The sequence below is a fragment of the Methylophilus sp. DW102 genome, assembly GCF_037076555.1.
Classification (GTDB): Bacteria; Pseudomonadota; Gammaproteobacteria; order Burkholderiales; family Methylophilaceae; genus Methylophilus; species Methylophilus glucosoxydans.
The window spans coordinates 79,253-94,495 of record NZ_AP029023.1 but is presented as its reverse complement, the minus strand read 5'-3'; the positions used below and the strand labels follow the sequence as shown (position 1 = coordinate 94,495).

15 protein-coding genes and 1 riboswitch are annotated in these 15,243 nt (G+C 52.3%); of the genes, 5 read left to right on the top strand and 10 right to left on the bottom strand.

Annotated features, from left to right (window positions below):
* Position 1: 1 nt before the first annotated feature.
* On the bottom strand, positions 2 to 1,468 hold the full coding sequence (locus tag AACH41_RS00435) for an efflux transporter outer membrane subunit (RefSeq protein ID WP_194749020.1): 1,467 nt from the start codon (positions 1,466 to 1,468) through the stop codon (positions 2 to 4).
* Positions 1,465 to 2,124 carry a TetR/AcrR family transcriptional regulator gene (locus AACH41_RS00430; RefSeq protein ID WP_194749021.1) on the bottom strand — a complete coding sequence of 220 codons (660 nt, stop codon included), beginning with the start codon at positions 2,122 to 2,124 and terminating at the stop codon, positions 1,465 to 1,467. Before AACH41_RS00430 ends, AACH41_RS00435 begins: the two co-directional genes overlap by 4 nt.
* A gap of 165 nt (positions 2,125 to 2,289) precedes the next feature.
* On the opposite strand from AACH41_RS00430, the gene AACH41_RS00425 reads away from it, so the two are divergent.
* Complete coding sequence (locus AACH41_RS00425) at positions 2,290 to 2,823, top strand: YaeQ family protein (protein ID WP_313984451.1); 534 nt, start codon at positions 2,290 to 2,292, stop codon at positions 2,821 to 2,823.
* 119 nt (positions 2,824 to 2,942) lie between these two features.
* Here the strand turns inward: AACH41_RS00425 and AACH41_RS00420 are convergent, their stop codons facing one another.
* The 5 genes from AACH41_RS00420 to thiC form a co-directional block, all read right to left on the bottom strand.
* On the bottom strand, positions 2,943 to 3,230 hold the full coding sequence (locus AACH41_RS00420) for a hypothetical protein (protein WP_194749024.1): 288 nt from the start codon (positions 3,228 to 3,230) through the stop codon (positions 2,943 to 2,945).
* 97 nt (positions 3,231 to 3,327) lie between these two features.
* The gene (locus AACH41_RS00415) at positions 3,328 to 3,594 is read right to left on the bottom strand and encodes a hypothetical protein (RefSeq protein ID WP_338656008.1); all 267 of its coding nucleotides are present in this window, start codon (positions 3,592 to 3,594) and stop codon (positions 3,328 to 3,330) included.
* A gap of 232 nt (positions 3,595 to 3,826) precedes the next feature.
* The gene (locus tag AACH41_RS00410) at positions 3,827 to 4,342 is read right to left on the bottom strand and encodes a hypothetical protein (protein WP_338656006.1); all 516 of its coding nucleotides are present in this window, start codon (positions 4,340 to 4,342) and stop codon (positions 3,827 to 3,829) included.
* Between the two features lie 110 nt (positions 4,343 to 4,452).
* Positions 4,453 to 6,108, bottom strand: coding sequence for a hypothetical protein (locus tag AACH41_RS00405; protein ID WP_338656004.1), 1,656 nt, complete (start codon positions 6,106 to 6,108; stop codon positions 4,453 to 4,455).
* A 159-nt stretch (positions 6,109 to 6,267) separates the two neighbouring features.
* Positions 6,268 to 8,148 (bottom strand): phosphomethylpyrimidine synthase ThiC, encoded by a 1,881-nt coding sequence (gene thiC / locus AACH41_RS00400; RefSeq protein ID WP_228518868.1) that lies wholly within the window; start codon positions 8,146 to 8,148, stop codon positions 6,268 to 6,270.
* A 27-nt stretch (positions 8,149 to 8,175) separates the two neighbouring features.
* Positions 8,176 to 8,288: riboswitch (TPP riboswitch) on the bottom strand.
* Between the two features lie 148 nt (positions 8,289 to 8,436).
* On the opposite strand from thiC, the gene AACH41_RS00395 reads away from it, so the two are divergent.
* Entirely contained in the window at positions 8,437 to 8,844 is a 408-nt protein-coding gene (locus AACH41_RS00395; protein WP_338656002.1) for a hypothetical protein, read from the top strand.
* Positions 8,845 to 9,185: 341 nt separating this feature from the next.
* Here AACH41_RS00395 and gatB read toward each other — a convergent pair whose 3' ends face one another.
* Genes gatB through gatC form a run of 3 tightly spaced genes read right to left on the bottom strand, consistent with a single transcriptional unit; the run spans position 9,186 to position 12,458 of the window.
* Complete coding sequence (gatB, locus tag AACH41_RS00390) at positions 9,186 to 10,631, bottom strand: Asp-tRNA(Asn)/Glu-tRNA(Gln) amidotransferase subunit GatB (protein WP_338656001.1); 1,446 nt, start codon at positions 10,629 to 10,631, stop codon at positions 9,186 to 9,188.
* A gap of 1 nt (position 10,632) precedes the next feature.
* Positions 10,633 to 12,123, bottom strand: coding sequence for an Asp-tRNA(Asn)/Glu-tRNA(Gln) amidotransferase subunit GatA (gene gatA / locus AACH41_RS00385; RefSeq protein WP_338656000.1), 1,491 nt, complete (start codon positions 12,121 to 12,123; stop codon positions 10,633 to 10,635).
* Positions 12,124 to 12,170: 47 nt separating this feature from the next.
* Entirely contained in the window at positions 12,171 to 12,458 is a 288-nt protein-coding gene (gatC, locus tag AACH41_RS00380) for an Asp-tRNA(Asn)/Glu-tRNA(Gln) amidotransferase subunit GatC (protein WP_194749033.1), read from the bottom strand.
* A gap of 128 nt (positions 12,459 to 12,586) precedes the next feature.
* Here gatC and AACH41_RS00375 point away from each other — a divergent pair, with 128 nt between their 5' ends.
* The 3 genes from AACH41_RS00375 to mreD are packed head-to-tail and all read left to right on the top strand — an operon-like array spanning position 12,587 to position 15,242.
* A complete protein-coding gene (locus tag AACH41_RS00375; protein ID WP_194749035.1) occupies positions 12,587 to 13,630 on the top strand; it encodes a rod shape-determining protein in 1,044 nt (347 codons plus the stop codon).
* A gap of 29 nt (positions 13,631 to 13,659) precedes the next feature.
* Entirely contained in the window at positions 13,660 to 14,769 is a 1,110-nt protein-coding gene (mreC, locus tag AACH41_RS00370; RefSeq protein WP_338655995.1) for a rod shape-determining protein MreC, read from the top strand.
* A complete protein-coding gene (gene mreD, locus AACH41_RS00365) occupies positions 14,766 to 15,242 on the top strand; it encodes a rod shape-determining protein MreD (protein WP_194749038.1) in 477 nt (158 codons plus the stop codon). The genes mreC and mreD overlap by 4 nt, the downstream gene beginning before the upstream one ends.
* Position 15,243 lies beyond the last annotated feature (1 nt).

Sequence of the window (15,243 nt, the reverse complement as noted above, 5' to 3'; positions counted from 1 at the left end):
TTTACCTTTTTTCCATGGGCTTGAGGATGATGGGTTTCACCGTCGCCTGTGTTTCCAGCCAGTCACCACCAAATGCCTTGTATAGCGCAATCCACTGCAACACACGGTTTTTTTGCTGGGTGATAACGTTCAGCTCGGCATTAATTTTTTGCCTGCGGGCATCTTCGAGTGACAATAAATCCAGCCCGCCTGATTTCCAGTTGATCTCGGCGGCCTTGAAATATTGCTGATATTGCTGGGCACTGGCCTGCTCGGAGGTAGCGCGGCGGGTAGCACTTTCCAGATTCACCAAAGCCTGCTCTACTTCTTTGACAGCATTACGCACATCCTGCTGATAGGTTGCCAGCAAGCTATCGTAATTGGCACGCGCTTCTGCCAGATCCGCACGCAAAGTGCCTCCATCAAAAATCGGCAACTTGAGAGAAGGGCCATACGACCAGGAGTCGGTGCGTGTCACCGTGCCATTAAAGTTGGTGCGGCGATAGCCGATCGATCCGGTCAGGGTCAGGCTAGGGTACATCTGGGCTTTGGAGACGCCGATATTGGCACTGGCTTCCGCCAAGTTGCGCTCATCAATGGCCAGGTCTGGGCGCCGGGTCAGTAAACTGGCCGGCAAGGCCTGCACGTCAAACATGGCAGGCTCTGGCAAGCTTTTGCCTTTCGCCAACCATTGACGCAACTCAGGCTCAGGCAAATTGGTCAACGCCACCAGCGCTTTTACCAGTCCATCACATTCGGCTTGCTGCCCATCCAGCGTAGACTCACTGGCGCGTGTCGCTGCCTCTGCGAGTGCCAGGTCTGACGGAGCGGAGAAACCAGCCTTGGCAGAAATGCCTGTCAAACGCGCGGTCTCTTTACGAGAGTCATAGGCCTGTTGCAGGGCGTCTACCGATGCCTGGCAGGCACGGTAATTCACATAATTATTTGCTACCTCGGCGGCCAGGCTCAAGCGTGCATCGTGCCAGGCAATTTTCTTGGACTCCAGTTGCGCTTTGGCTGCCTGCTTGGCGGCTTTCACCTTGCCAAACAAATCCACTTCCCAGCTGGCATCCAGTGAAATCGAATCAACTTCAATGGTACTGGCCGGAAACGCGCCACCACCACCGCCTTTACTCTTGGTGGCACTGCCGGTGCTGGTTAAATCAGGGATCCCTTGCGCACGGGCAGACAAGACATTGGCGCGCGACACACGGATATTGGCCAGCGCAATTTCAAGCGAGGGACTTTCTTTCTGTGCCTCAGTGAGCAGATGGTCAAGCACAGGATCGTTGAATTGCCCCCACCAATTGTTCAGCGACGCCAGATTGCCGCCATGCGGCAACGGCGCTTGCCATTCTGTAGCTACCTTGGGTTTTGGGCGGATATATTCATCCATCACCGAGCAACTCGCCAGCGGCAAACACACGACAGCCAACCATAGCGGCAGGCGACGCAGGTTTACCGCAACCTTTAAGACAGGCTGCTTCATTTTTGTTCCATCCCGTGTAATCCTCTCAAGAATAACTGCACCACAAATGCAATGTGTGCTTCTGCATCCCAATCTGCTTCTTGCACCCCGAATAATGCTTTATGGCGAGGGCCGGCGATCAGTAGCTCGCAATAAGACTCAGCCGCCCGCATAAAATTCAGTTGTGGCAACTCGCCTTTATCCGCATACGTTTTAAAGATATTTGCCAACATTTGATAGATGCGCTCCGGCCCCACTTCTTTGACTGCCCTCGCCAACTCCGGTAAATGTGATACTTCTGAAATCGCAATTCTAAAAAAGGACACCATGCGCGGTTCAAGGACTTTTTTCAACATCAGTCGCCCGATATGCGTGAGCACCGTGGCCAGCGAGGGGTCGGCTAACTGCTCAAGATTGGTCATGGCACGCACATCCTGCTCCACCATGTGCTTGAGCGCCGCGATCAATAACGCATCCTTGTTGCTGTAACGCTCATAGATGGTTCGCGTCGAGACGCCACAGGTTGCGGCAATCCGCGCAATACTGGTCCGTGCCACACCCTCGGTCATAAACAGTTCGAGGGCCTGCGCCAGAAATTGGGCGTGCCGCTCCTGTGTTGTCCCGGTTTTTGGCCGCCCCACCTTAGGTTTGGCAGCGGCTGTGCGTGTAGAAGGCATGTCGTCCTGCGTATCCATAAAATAAAAATAAAACGTTTTATTTTCAATTTTATGAAGATTCTAAAAAAGCGCAAGCAGTTTGTTGTATCTGGCTGGCTACAAAGCGCTTAAGAGGATAGTTTAGTTTGTTATACTCGCTGCACTTTTTAATCGCAGGCAGTCGCCATGGCTCTCAAATCCACCATTTATAAAATCAATCTCAATATTGCGGATATGGACAGGCATTACTATCAGACGCATATGCTGACCTTGGCCAAGCACCCCTCGGAAACAGAAGAGCGACTGATGGTCAGACTGCTGGCGTTTGTGCTCTATGCGGATGAAGCCTTGCAATTTGGCAAAGGCCTGAGTGACGACGATGAGCCGGATCTCTGGCAAAAAGACCTTACCGGGGCAATAGAACGCTGGATAGGCGTCGGCCTGCCTGACGAGCGTGAGATTCGCAAAGCCTGCGGAAAAGCCAAGCAAGTGGTGCAAGTGCTTTATGGTGGCAGAAGTGCAGAGATGTGGTGGGAGCAACACCAAAAAGCCATGCTTAAACTGGATAATGTCACGGTGCTTAACCTGCCGGAAACCCAGGCACTCACAGCCGCTGCCTCACGCAGCCTGAGCATGAGCGTCACCATACAAGATCAGCAATTATTAGTGAGTCATGACAACGGGAGTTTTGAGCTCTCTCCCGTCATCCTCAAGGCCTAGCATCCTTCTTCCGCCTTGGAAACTGTCGAGCACAGGCTCAAAAACAAAACCCTCCATGGATCACATGAAGGGTTTTTGTTGCACCGGCACAGCCGGCGCTCAACAGCACTCAATTAAATTCAGTCTGCCGGTGAGCCCATGTAAGGGCGCTTGCCAATAAAGTTCAGGCGCATTTGCTGGTGCTTGTCCAGGCCTTTATCCGGGTTATCTGTGATCAAGCCTGTGCCTTCCCATTTATCTTCTGGGCTTTGCTGTTTTGCCTGCGGGGCTTTACTGTAAGGCCGCTTGCCGAGGAAGTGGTTCTGATGCAGATTGTGTACACCACTCTCAGCGTCAGAGGTATCGCCTGCTTGAACATTCGCCATGAAGCCAAATGTTACCAGTACTGCTAATAACAATTTACTCATTTTACGCTCCTTAAATCGCTCATTCTTTAATAGTTTTTACCGTTAGGGTGAGTAACGGTCAGGTTTATGGTGGCATAGTTACCTGACAACTACCTGACTAAAACGCACGTTTGGACAATTGATGCATTTTCATCACTTGCTGCGCTTGTGCGGATGCAGGATTTACAACCAAAGTCGCACCTACCCAGGCTTGATCAGCCGCTGCGCTAGCCACCACGGCAGGTGTGGCATAATGCCGTTTGCTTAAAAAATGCTGTGTATGCGCGGTTTGTTGAATATTTTTCTCACCTTCAAATGCCACGGCCGTTGAGGCCACGAACAAACTTGAAACCATAAAACCCACAGAAATAAATTTACGCATCATGTGTCTCCTTATACGGTTAATGTGATTCATGTCTTCTCGTTTACATGTTTGCTCAATCACGATGGTTTGCATTTTGCCAGCCAGCAGACAAGAAATAATCTCTCGATATACGTAGTTTGGTATATACCTAACGGCATACATCATTATTTAGATGGCTATTGAAAGTAAGTGCCTAGCCAAACAATGCGCTGAGATTGCTCGCCAGGTGAATGCCAGCAAACCAGAGGTATGCTCAAGGAAAAAAGCGATGCTCGGCGGGCCAAACACCGCCATACAAGGCTTCAGGATGGCGTAGCATCAGGCGCTGCCTGATCTCGCGTAACCTGCGCAATGGGACGGATACAACCATGAGGATATTGCCTTGCTCCAGCTGTTGACTGTGGGCACGCAAGCGATACCCGGGCGCCGCAGTCGCGATGGCCGCTGCCCACGCAGCACAGGCAAGTGCTCCAATGACCATGCAATAAGGAATCACGGTGAAAGCAACTTCGCCAAACCACCATGGGAAAAAGCAGGCGAGTAAGCCGCTTAACAAGCCAACGATTGCGCCAAAGACAAACCCGGCCATCGCACTATAAAGAACATCGGATTTTTCTACGGCACCGGCTTTTGGTAATTGCTCTAGCAAATGTTCATGCCGGGCATGAAAATGGATGTGATTTTCATCAATGCGATCAAGCAGTAATTCATTCATCACGGCCTGAGCACTGTGAAGATTGGGTAAAACAAAATAGAGTCTGCGTCTCATCGTGTTCTCCTATCCATATTGACATCAATATATTGATGGATAGAAGAATGCGTTGAGGATTCACTTTTTAACACCTGTATGGCTCAAACAGGCTCACGGCAACAGAATCACTAACGGTCCTCTAATTGACCGCTCCATACACGGGCCAGTTTTGATAATTTATAGCGCATGCCTGTGCTCTCATTAGAAAGCGCATCCAGAAACAATGACAGCCGACGCGATTTAATCACAGTATAAAAAGTAAGCAGGCTGACAGGCACAAAGACGATACCAAAATATGCCAGCTTCTCCAGCAGACTGGTTTGGGTCAGGTCGATTAAATTCATGCCCAGCAAGCCACTGGTCATGGTGCCGATGAGGCCCAGAATAGTGACCACGGTAAGGCGGACGACCGTATCCGCCTGCCGCTTGATTTCTTCGCCTTCCAGATATTCGGCCATATCCATAATGCGGCGGCGAGTTTTCTCAAACAGGCTGACCGAATCCAGTTGCTTGAGCATCAAGGCAAACAGGTCTTTGGCGACGGCCTGATCAGACACATTTTCAAACCAGTAGCGGTGTGTAAAGCGCAGAAACACGGCCGTGACATGCCGGATATTGTTGCGGAAAGATTTGACCGAGTCCTCACTCTGCATATTCAGGCGGCTGATGGCTTGCACCATGCGGTCTGACAGCATCAGCAAGGCCGCTTTTTGAAAATGGGCGATTAAGAACAATAGAAAATACTGGTTTTGGTAATGGCGCTTGATGCCGTTTTTGTCATTGCTGAACACGCGGTGCTGATGACTGCCTACCACGACAAAATTCTGGCCGGTACACATTATGCGCGTGGTGCTCCAGGGGTCTTGGCGGACCTCATCCCAGTAGCGGTCATAGCAATGCTGTTGCTCAAAGTCTTGCAAAAACTGTTCACTAAACGGCAAGGTATCTGAATGCCAAGGCTGGCAAACCAGGCCCAGCCGGATCAAGTCTCCGCGCGACAGGGTGCTCACGTCATCAAACGCCAGATAAGCCATCAAGGGCATGCGCTGATATTCAATTTCACGGTAACGCAACTCGCCAGACTGGCCGGAGTAATGTTGTACGAGCGGTGACATCAGTGCTGACCAGTGCAATGAGACACAAGGGACGTGATTCTCTTTCACAAAGGCCAGGTAGCGGGCCTTGTCTTCATAATCAGAGGCAGCAATGACCTGATCGTGCTGATCCAGCCACTCCACCCGTTTTGCGCAATGCCCGCCCTCGCCGGTATCATCCCAGTAATTGGGATAGGTTCGGCCCAGACGGTAGAGGATTTCCATGGCGTCATTGAGCGCGAGATCGCTGGCAGTGACTTCAAGCGCCAGCATGGCAACATCAATATCAAAAAAGAAATACAGCTCGATATGCGCAACGCGCAAAGTAAGCGGGGTCGCATGCTCCGGCAAGGTGATACGGACGGCACGGATATCCTGACGACTAAAAATATGCAGTGGCGATTCGCCATAGCCGCCAGCCGCATGGCCATGCTTGCCCTCGCCATATAAAAAACGCTGGGCAAAAGGCATAAAGGTGACGAACTCTTGATAGCGCGTTTCACTTAAATGCGGGGCGCTGTGTAAAAAATCATCCTCAATTTCTACCCAGGGCGAATCCTTGATGGCCTTGAGCGTTTCCCAGGGCGCATCTACGGCGCCGGGGACAAGATGATCAGTCATCAATTGCACGGGCCACAGCAAGGTTTGCCGAAAATCCCTGACGATACTGGTGTGCAGATTGTCTGGCATGTGCAGTCTCCTGACCGCGATTGTGATGGCAAACTATAGCGCGTTTGACCATGGCGACATGGCGCAAAAAACAGTCATTTTGTGGACTAAATGACAAGATTGCTGGCCATAAAAAAACCGGCACGAGGCCGGTTTTTAAAAGCTTAAGGCACCAAAAAGTTACACTTTTTGATAAACCTCAGCGCCTTTTTTCACAAACTCGATGGCTTTTTCCTGCATGCCTTTTTCCAGCGCCACCTGTTCATCCACCCCCAGTTTATCGGCGTAGTCGCGCACATCCTGTGTAATTTTCATTGAACAGAAGTGCGGGCCACACATGGAGCAGAAGTGTGCCTGTTTGGCACCTTCTTGCGGCAAGGTTTCATCGTGGAATTCCTTGGCTTTTTCAGGATCAAGCCCGAGGTTAAACTGGTCTTCCCAGCGGAATTCGAAACGCGCCTTGGACAAGGCATTGTCACGAATCTGTGCGCCTGGATGGCCTTTGGCCAGGTCAGCGGCATGCGCCGCAATCTTGTAGGTAATGATACCTACGCGGACGTCTTCCTTGTCCGGCAAGCCCAGATGCTCTTTCGGGGTCACATAGCACAGCATGGCGCAGCCGTACCAGCCGATCATGGCTGCACCAATACCGGAAGTAATGTGGTCATAGCCAGGCGCAATGTCGGTGGTCAATGGGCCCAGCGTGTAGAACGGGGCTTCGCCACAGTGCTCCAGTTGCAGGTCCATGTTTTCCTTGATCAGGTGCATAGGCACGTGACCCGGGCCTTCGATCATGCACTGCACATCGTGCTTCCAGGCGATCTGGGTCAACTCACCCAAGGTCTTCAGCTCGGCAAATTGCGCTTCATCATTGGCATCGTAGATAGAGCCTGGACGCAAGCCGTCACCCAGCGAGAATGACACGTCATATTGCTTCATGATCTCGCAGATTTCTTCAAAGTGCGTATACAGGAAAGACTCTTTGTGGTGCGCCAGACACCATTTGGCCATGATAGAGCCGCCACGTGACACGATACCGGTCATGCGTTTGGCGGTCATGGGAATGTAAGCGAGGCGCACACCAGCGTGAATCGTAAAATAGTCTACGCCCTGCTCTGCCTGTTCAATCAGCGTGTCGCGGAAGATTTCCCAGGTCAGGTCTTCAGCCTTGCCGTTCACTTTTTCCAGCGCCTGATAGATAGGCACGGTACCAATTGGCACCGGTGAGTTGCGGATAATCCACTCACGGGTTTCATGGATGTTTTTACCAGTGGACAGATCCATCACGGTATCGCCACCCCAACGGGTGCCCCACACCATTTTTTCCACTTCCTCAGAGATGGAAGAACCCAGCGCCGAGTTACCGATATTGGCGTTGATCTTGACCAAAAAGTTACGGCCAATAATCATGGGCTCGATTTCCGGGTGGTTGATGTTGGCAGGGATAATGGCACGGCCACGCGCCACTTCGTCACGCACAAATTCTGGCGTGATGACAGGTGGAATACTGGCACCGTAGTTCTGACCAGGGTGTTGCGTTTGCAGCAGCTCGCTCATGTTTTCACGGCGCTGGTTTTCACGGATGGCGATGAACTCCATCTCGGGTGTGATGATGCCTTGCCGCGCATAATGCATCTGGCTGACATTTTTACCCGCTTTGGCACGCAGCGGTTTGCGATGCAGGTTAAAGCGCATTTGTGACAACTCTGGATCGACCAGGCGCTGATGACCGAATTCAGACGTCGGGCCATCCAGCTGCTCTACATCACCCCGCTCCATAATCCATTGCGCACGCAACGCTGGCAGACCGTTACGGATATCAATCTCTACATTCGGATCAGTGTAAGGGCCGGAAGTGTCATACACAACCACAGGTGGATTGGTATCCCCACCAAAGCTGGAAGGGGTATCACTCAGTGAAATTTCACGAAATGGCACACGGATATCGGGGCGTGAACCTTCAACGTAAATTTTGCGCGATTTGGCAAACGGTTTGGTAGCAGCTTCGTCAACTTTGGCATCTGCGTTGACGAATTTGATGTTCTTATCAATAGCGTTCATTAGGCATCCTTAAAAGAAAAGACGTAAGGATGCGAAGACTTGCATTCCCTACGGCGGTATGACCCGCATCAGGTTCGAAGGGTAACTCTCACTGCAAAAACCTCACAAAATGAAGTATTTACAGACCCCTAGCAACGGACGAATTGTGCGGGAAAACGCCTAATAACGCAAGTAAAACAAAGTTTTGCGTCTGCCTGCGCTTGACAAGTAGACAGACCTGTCTACAATTCACCTGCCCGACACAAAAACATCACGGGTTAATTTTTTAATAGGCTCAGGAGAGAAAATATGAACGTGTTATTAATAGGTGCAGTGGCTTGTATCACTGCGTTGATTTTGTCTGCATGGCTGATGACTTTTGCCCGCTGGTTTCCGATCAAGGGTATAGATGGCGAGTTTTTGGTGGACTATAAAACCATGATACGCGCCCATGTCGACTACGCCCTTATGGCCCTGTTTGGACTGGGATTTTATGGCGCAGCCAAGGCCGCAGGCATAGAGTTGCATTATTTTGCCTGTGTTTGCGTGGCCATTGGCGGCTTTACCAACCCGACCGTGTTTGTGATTGCCGCATTTGATCCCGACTTCTGGAACAAAACCAAATGGAAAGTTTATTCTGCCATCAGCTTCGTGCTCACCACCATCGGCTTTATGACCATTTCATGGCAGCTGATTTGCCATACCCTGTGCCAATAGTAAATAGATGAACTGAGGGGGCTAATCCGAGTTTATCCAGTTTTAGTTTGATGCTTGCCAGCCGATAATCAGTTATGCGTGTGACGGTCGTCATGCGCAGGCAGCAAATGACTTTACACTTGAAATGCTAACAGGAGATCAGAATGAAAAAATTCGCAGCTTTAGTATTGGTAATGATGGCCGTATTCTCAAATGTTTCTTTTGCAGATGAGCATTGCAAAGACCATCACGACAAAGAGCATTGCAAGTAATCCTGAGCTACAAAGCTTAGAGAGTCGTGTCAAAAAACAAACCCCGCCAAAAGCGGGGTTTGTTTTTTTATCCAACTGCCAATTAAGGGACTAGCCCAACATCTTCTTGAGAAGCTCATTGACCTGCGCCGGATTCGCCTTGCCTTTAGAGGCTTTCATACACTGGCCAACCAGCGCATTAAAGGCTTTCTCCTTGCCAGATTTGTACTCATCGACCATGGCCTGGTTCGCCGCCAGCACCTCTTTGATGATGGCCTCAATCGCGCCTGTATCAGACACTTGCTTGAGTCCTTTGGCTTCGATAATGGCATCGACTTCACCCTCGCCTGCCCACACGCCTTCAAACACCTGTTTGGCAGCGTTGTTGGAAATCGTATTGTCTGCAATACGCTTGAGCAAGGCAGCCAACTGCTGGGCAGAGACGGGACTGTCAGCAATCGTTTTTTCTTCCGCATTGAGCTTGGCAGAAAGCGCGCCCATCACCCAGTTAGCCGCCTGTTTGGGCTCGGCACCTGCTTGTACCGTGGCCATAAAATAATCAGCCATGCTGCGTGAAGCCGTCAATGTGCTGGCATCATAAGCAGAGAGTTGGTACTCGCTCACCAACCGCGCCTGCAAGGCCTGTGGCAACGCTGGCATCTCGGCACGCACGCGTGCTTTATCGGCCTCAGTCACTTCCAGCGGCAGCAAATCCGGGTCAGGAAAATAGCGATAATCATTGGCTTCTTCCTTGGTACGCATGGCACGCGTTTCACCGGTGTCCGGATTAAACAGGACAGTTGCCTGCTGGATGGTGCCGCCATCCTCCAGCGTTTCGATTTGCCACTGGGTCTCATACTCAATGGCTTGCTGCATGAACTTGAACGAGTTCAGGTTTTTGATCTCGCGGCGGGTACCGAACTTTTCAGTGCCCTTGGGGCGCACCGAGACGTTGACGTCGCAACGGAAAGAACCTTCCTGCATATTGCCGTCGCAAATGCCTATCCACTGCACCAGTTCATGTAACTTCTTGGCATAAGCGACCGCTTCGGCAGCACTGCGCATATCGGGTTCAGTCACGATTTCGAGCAAGGGCGTCCCCGCACGGTTCAGGTCGATGCCGGACATGCCCTCAACGGCACCGTGCACAGATTTACCCGCATCTTCTTCAAGGTGCGCACGCGTGATATTGATCACCTTCTCATAGGCCTCGGTATTTTTGCCCGCTGGGACCTGAATGGTCAGCTGACCTTTACCCACTACCGGCAGCTCAAACTGGCTGATCTGGTAGCCCTTGGGCAAATCGGGATAAAAATAATTCTTACGTGAGAATACGCTGCGTGGCGCCATTTCGGCATCAATCGCCAGGCCAAATTTAATCGCGCATTCCACGGCTTTTTTGTTGAGCACAGGCAACACCCCTGGCAGCGCGATACTCACCTCACAGGCTTGCGTATTTGGCGCCGCCCCATAAGTGGTGGAGGCCCCGCTAAACTGTTTGGAATTAGTTTGTAACTGTACGTGGGTTTCCAACCCGATCACGACTTCCCACTGCATGTTAGATGTTCTCCAATCCAGCTGGCATGCGTGTATGCCAGTCTGTGACTTGTTGATAGGCATGGCCAACATTGAGCATGCGCGCCTCATCAAAATAATTGCCAATAATCTGCAAACCAACCGGCAAAGCCTTGCCCTCACTGCTGGTGGTAAACCCGGCCGGAATGCTCATGCCTGGCAAGCCCGCCAGGTTCACGGCAATGGTGTATAAGTCTTCGAGATACATGGCCACCGGGTCGCTGGTTTTTTCACCGGCTTTAAAAGCCGCTGAAGGCGCGGCCGGGCCCATGATCACATCACATTGCTTGAAAGCTTCCACAAAGTCCTGGGCAATCAGGCGGCGGATTTGCTGGGCCTTGAGGTAGTAGGCATCGTAATAACCGGCACTGAGCACATAGGTGCCAATCAGGATACGGCGCTTGACCTCGGCACCAAAACCTTCTGCGCGCGACTTCATGTACATGTCGAGCAGGTCATTGTATTCCGCCGCACGGTGACCATAACGGACGCCGTCATAGCGTGACAGGTTGCTAGAAGCCTCGGCTGGGGCAAGCACGTAATAGACTGGAATCGACAGATTGTTGTTTGGCAAGCTGATCTCGACAATCTCTGCACCCAGCTTTTTGTATTCTGCAATCGCCGTTTCAATCACTTTAGCCACGTCAGCATTCAAACCTTCGGCAAAATATTCTTTGGGCAGGCCAATCCGCAAGCCTTTGAGCGGCTGCGTGCCTTGCATGGCGCTCAAGCCACGCGTGTAATCTTCTTGCTCGCGCTGCACGCTGGTGGAGTCACGCTCGTCAAAACCGGCCATGACATTCAGCATCAACGCACAGTCTTCAGCCGACTTGGCCATGGGGCCTGCCTGGTCCAGCGACGAAGCAAAAGCGATCATGCCGTAACGGGAGACCAGGCCATAAGTTGGTTTAAGGCCGGTAAAGCCGCACAATGAAGCGGGTTGACGGATGGAGCCGCCCGTATCTGTCCCGGTGGCCGCTGCACACAAGCGGGCGGCCACAGCCGCCGCGGAACCGCCAGAGCTACCGCCAGGCACACGATCAAAGTCCCATGGGTTTTTGACGCCGCCAAAATAACTGGTTTCGTTGGAGGAGCCCATGGCGAACTCATCCATATTGGTTTTGCCCAGATTGACCGCACCGGCCGCATCAAACTGGCTGATCACATGCGCGTCATAGGGGGCAATGAAGTTTTCCAGCATTTTGGAGCTACAGGTGGTGCGCCAGCCCTGGGCACAAAAAATATCTTTTTGCGCGATGGGGATGCCAGTGAGCGGGCCGGCTGTACCGGCGGCGATACGTGCATCTGCCGCTTGCGCCTGCGCCAGGGTTTTTTGTTCGTCTATGGTGACATAGGCATTGATGCTGGGGTTGAGTGTGGCCATCCGTTGCAAATAGGCCTGCGTCAACTCCACGCTGGAAACTTGTTTGCTGGCCAACTGCTGGCCCAGCTGTTTTAAACTACTGTTTATCATAATGGAAACCGTAAAAATGAACCGTCAAAGCAGGGGCTGGCAAGCGCTTATTCAATGACTTTGGGCACCAGGTATAAGCCATCTTGCGTGGCTGGTGCAATGGATTGAAACAGTTCGCGCTGGTTGGTTTTAGTCACCACGTCTTCACGCAGACGCTGTGTCACGTCTTGCGAGTGCGACATGGGGGTGATGCCGGTGGTGTCCACCGCCTGCATTTGCTCAATCAGCCCCAGAATACCGGAAAGTTTGCTTAGGGTTTCTTGCGCTTCACTGTCGCTGACCTCGATGCGGGCCAGGTGCGCGATACGCTTGATATCATCTAGATTCAGTGCCATGTGTGGTTAATTGTCTATAAGATTTTGAAAACACATCTTAATTTCATGTGCGTTTTGCGCTATTATACCTTGATTTTATGCCGCACCCAGCGGGCAGCACCAAAGTCAGAATTTTCACAGGATAAAACATGTTCGGTTCAATCAACAGCTACTTCTCCAATGACCTTGCCATTGACCTTGGCACCGCCAACACGCTGATTTACGTACGCGGCAAAGGGGTGGTGCTGGATGAGCCCTCAGTGGTGGCGATTCGTACCGAAGGCGGCCCCAACGGCAAAAAAGTGCTGCTGGCAGTCGGCTCTGATGCAAAAAGCATGCTGGGCCGCGCGCCAGCCAACATTCAGGCCATCCGCCCGATGAAAGACGGTGTGATCGCCGACTTCACCATCACCGAGCAAATGCTCAAGTTCTTTATCCGCAAGGTACACGAATCTCGCTGGTTCTCTCCCAGCCCACGCATCATCATCTGCGTCCCCGTGGGCTCCACCCAGGTAGAGCGTCGTGCGATTAAAGAATCTGCCGAGCGCGCAGGTGCCAAGCAGGTGTTTCTGATTGAAGAACCGATGGCCGCTGCGATTGGTGCCGATATGCCTGTGGCCGAAGCCACCGGCTCCATGGTCGTCGATATTGGTGGCGGCACGACTGAAGTTGGCGTGATCTCACTGGGCGGCATTGTCTACGCCAAGTCCGAGCGCGTCGGTGGTGACAAGTTTGACCAGGCGATTATTGACTACATCCGCCGTAATTACGGCATGCAAATCTCCGAACCAACTGCTGAGGCGATCAAGAAAAAAATCGGCTCCGCCTTCCCCGGCTCTGAAGTGCTTGAAATGGAAGTGACTGGCCGCAACCTGGCTGAAGGCTTGCCGCGCAAATTCACCATCTCCAGCAACGAGATTCTTGAGGCGCTGACTGAGCCGCTGAATGCCATCGTCGGTGCAGTGAAATCGGCACTTGAACAAACGCCGCCAGAGCTGGGCGCAGACATTGCCGAAAAAGGCATGGTGTTGACCGGTGGTGGTGCCTTGTTGCGCGACCTGGACCGTTTGCTGGTAGAAGAAACCGGCTTGCCAGTCATCGTGGCTGAAGATCCACTGACCTGTGTCGCCCGTGGCTGTGGCCGCGCACTTGAGGAAATGGACAAGCTGGGCAACGTATTCGCTAGCGAATAAATCCGCACCCAGTTGGCGCGACCCTGACTATGCTTAAAGGCATCCACCAACAGCTTGATCCGCAAGAGTCGCCGGCCTTTTTTATACAGGGGCCCAAGCCTTTCTCGCGCCTGATGTTTTTTTGTACGCTGTCTTTGGTCATGATGGCGGTCGATGCACGCTTTGATTATTTGAGCCAGGTAAGGCAATGGTTCAGTACCGCCCTGCACCCGCTTGAAGTGATCGCCAGCGCCCCTAACGAATGGGGGCGCAACATCAATACCTACTTTACCTCGCATAACCAGCTGATTCAGGATAACTTCAAGCTCAAACAGCAGGCGCTGATCGATCATGCAGCCTTGCAGCGCCTGGCCACTGTCGATGCCGAAAATGCGCATTTACGCACATTGCTGGCCGGGGATGCACCGATTATCCCGGAAGCCACGCTGGGTGAAGTCATGCATATGGGGCGCGACCCATTTAGCAACATCATCACGCTGAACCGTGGCAGTCACCACCACATCACCCCCGGGCAAGCGGTGGTTGATGAACAGGGCGTGGTGGGTCAGATCACCCGGGTGTATCCGTTCACCAGCGAAGTCACGCTGATCACGGATAAAAAACTGTCGATTCCTATTCAGATCGAGCGCAACCAATTACGCGCCATTGCCTTTGGGGAGGGCAAACGCAACACGCTGGACATTCCCTACCTGCCCACCAGCGTCGACATCAAGGTTGGTGACAAACTGGTAACCTCGGGCATTGACGGCGTCTATCCCGCCGGTTTGGCAGTGGCCATCGTCACCCAGATCAAGCAAAGCCAGGATTCGCCGTTTGCCAAGATTATCAGCCGCCCGATTGCCGGCGTGAATAACCACAAACATGTGCTGATCCTCAAAGTGCCAGATTCCCCGGCCACCAATCCGATGTCCGAAAGCCGCCCCATGTTGCAACGCAACAACGCGCAGCACCTGGATCAGTCCGTGGTGGACGTCTTGCAAAAGAACAATGCACTGGTTGACCCCAACCCGGTCACCACACCGCCCGTACTGGATGCCGGACAGCCGCCAGACACCGAAATGACCGCACAACCAGACAGCGCAGTGCCTACTGACCCAGTGGCGCCGCCCACTCCACCAACCACACCGGAGCGTCGATGAAACCGGTTAAGTTCAGCACGTTCTTTTTCACCTTGCTGGTCGGGTTGATTTTTCAACTTTACCCCTGGTCAAATGCGGGCATTATTGTGCGCCCGGATTTTCTGCTGGTTATCATGCTGTATTGGCTGTTGCAAGCCCCCTACCACTGCAATATTGGCTGGGTGTGGTTTGCTGGCTTGCTGGTGGACTTATCCACGGGCAGCCTGCTCGGACAACATGCCCTGACATTTGCAATCACCGCCTTTCTCGGCCTGATCTATCAACGCAGGCTGGTGCTGTTCAATCGCTGGCAGCTCTATTTATATGTGTTGTTTTTGTTTGGCGTAGAGCGCGGGCTGATTTTGCTGCTCAAGCTGTTTGCCGGCGGCGAATTGCCCGACTGGACCTACGCCTTCCCCATCGTGTCTGACCTGATACTGTGGCAATTCATGATTATCTGGTTTGGCGAACTGACCCGCCCGAAGAAATTGTAAG